Raw genomic sequence first — 2,003 nt, forward strand, 5'->3', positions numbered from 1 at the left:
TCTTTTTTCTTACCTTTAATTTGTCTAATTTTTTGATAAATTGATAAACCAATTCATGCAAAAATCCCTAATATAATAACAACACTAAATATTGTCGTTAATCAAACTGGCATAACTTATTCTTCCTAAAAATCTAATTTTCGCGGCACGCTTCGCGTGTTCGCTACGCTCAAAATAAACTATATTGAATAAATTACCGCTAATAAATTACGCGGATAATTTATTCATCTTCTTCTACATTATTAATTACAATATTATTTACCCGTATTAATAACAATATCTTTTCCATACTTAGTTACTAAGGACCGTAAAATAAAATAATGTTTTCTTTCCATTAAAAAATCAACTCAGAAAGGAGTTGATTTGTTGCACTTCACTTACACGATACCACTAATTTTTCACCTAGAATATCACCCAATATTTCTCAAGCCTCATGACCTATACGGTAATTAAAATCCTCTTTTAAATTATAATATTTTTTAGTCATATCTTTAAAAAAAGAATCATATATTTCAGAATTAGGTTCTTTTAATTATTCCCCTAAATTGAAAATTCGTTTATTTAAATTTTTATCATTTAAAAAGGGTTAAGTTCTTCCTTAACCCTTTTTTCACATTAATAAAGTATTAAACATCTTCTTTATAATATTTATTTCATGATGCAATATCATCACTATCATTCTTATTAACTGGTTCTAATGATGGCCGTTTTTCTAAGTCAATTTCGTCTTCAACATTATTATTCTTTTTCCGCGAATCAAGGATAAATTCTTTATCTGGTGCTGTCCGATTTTGTAACGCTTGAATTTGCATTCTAATTCGTGACATCGTTAATTTTTTATCTTTAAATTCAATCATTCACTGGATTGGTAACATTAATGGGTCAAGTTTTTCCCCATTACGAATAATCATTAATAGCATATTAATAAATTTACCAAATCCTTCTTCCCCTTTTCAATGTTCCATTTCTAATGGATCATACATTAATTGATTTTTAACCAAATCATAATTGGAAGCATGTGCTTCTGTAATTTTTTCTGCTCATTCTATTTCAGGAATTAAATAAAAATTAGTTGATAAACTACAATTAAATAAATGTTGTTGATTTTTAAATAATGAGAAATTAAACTTATCAACAATAATGGCACTAATACTAATTGTTAAGCCAGTTAAATCAGTTACTTCTTTCATTCATTGAAAGATTGCTTGAACATAACGAAGAATAAATTTTAATTTTCCTGACGAATAAAGAATTGTTTTTCAGCTTTCATAATCAAACTGATATTCTGCATCATGTCGTACTTCACGAATATTTTCATCAGGTTCTAATGCTAAGAAGTCTTCAACTGATAAAATAATCATATCTTTTTTCATATGGTTTGTTTCTCCTAGGTGACCTATTTCATTGACACATTTTCTACTTGATTATATCATAAAACTAAGGAGAAAACTAGGTATTAGGGAAGTGATTTAGCGCCTATGTTGGATATTTAATAAATTATTTTCTTAACATATTAATTTTATTATTTTATCTTAAAATAATTCATATAAATTTACTAAGAACTTCCTTTTTTTCTATTACATTTTACATGGACTGCTTGCAAATTCTCAATAGAATTATCGCCTCCCTTTGATTTCGACTTTTTATGATCTAAATTTCATCTATAAATACTATTCTGTTGATTTTCAATACTTTCATGAGCACCATATATCATCGTTTTTTTACAAATTCCGCAAAGTTTATGGTCACCAGCTTCATCTTGTTATTTTGATTTACAATTACATTTTTTTGCCTTATCTCAAACCATTTTTGTTTTTTGATCTAGTTTTATATAATAAATATTCCTTTCTATTATTTATAAATTATTAGTTTTATTTTGTTAATTATTATTAGTTTTATATTAGACTTCTTGCATAACCTAGTTATTTTAAAATTCCTATAAAATATATTTAAAATAGAAATTATAGGAATCTAAAATTATGAAATTTGATAAATTTGATTAW

Annotated in this window: 4 protein-coding genes; all 4 read right to left on the reverse strand. The window is 25.6% G+C overall.

What is annotated here, in order from left to right; translation table 4 throughout:
* Nucleotides 1-113 (reverse strand): hypothetical protein (locus EHV01_RS05070; RefSeq protein ID WP_422066509.1); only part of this gene is annotated, 113 nt, incomplete at its 3' end.
* A gap of 141 nt (nucleotides 114-254) precedes the next feature.
* A complete protein-coding gene (locus EHV01_RS05075) occupies nucleotides 255-377 on the reverse strand; it encodes a hypothetical protein (RefSeq protein ID WP_422066507.1) in 123 nt (40 codons plus the stop codon).
* A gap of 249 nt (nucleotides 378-626) precedes the next feature.
* Entirely contained in the window at nucleotides 627-1,373 is a 747-nt protein-coding gene (locus tag EHV01_RS05080) for a hypothetical protein (protein ID WP_422066508.1), read from the reverse strand.
* Between the two features lie 182 nt (nucleotides 1,374-1,555).
* Nucleotides 1,556-1,714: an HNH endonuclease gene (locus EHV01_RS05085; protein WP_400249376.1), complete on the reverse strand. Its 159-nt coding sequence runs from the start codon at nucleotides 1,712-1,714 to the stop codon at nucleotides 1,556-1,558.
* Nucleotides 1,715-2,003: the final 289 nt, after the last annotated feature.

Origin of the sequence: Spiroplasma sp. hy2 (assembly GCF_044714365.1) — a bacterium.
Taxonomy (GTDB): Bacteria; Bacillota_I; Bacilli_A; order Mycoplasmatales; family Mycoplasmataceae; genus Spiroplasma; species Spiroplasma phoeniceum.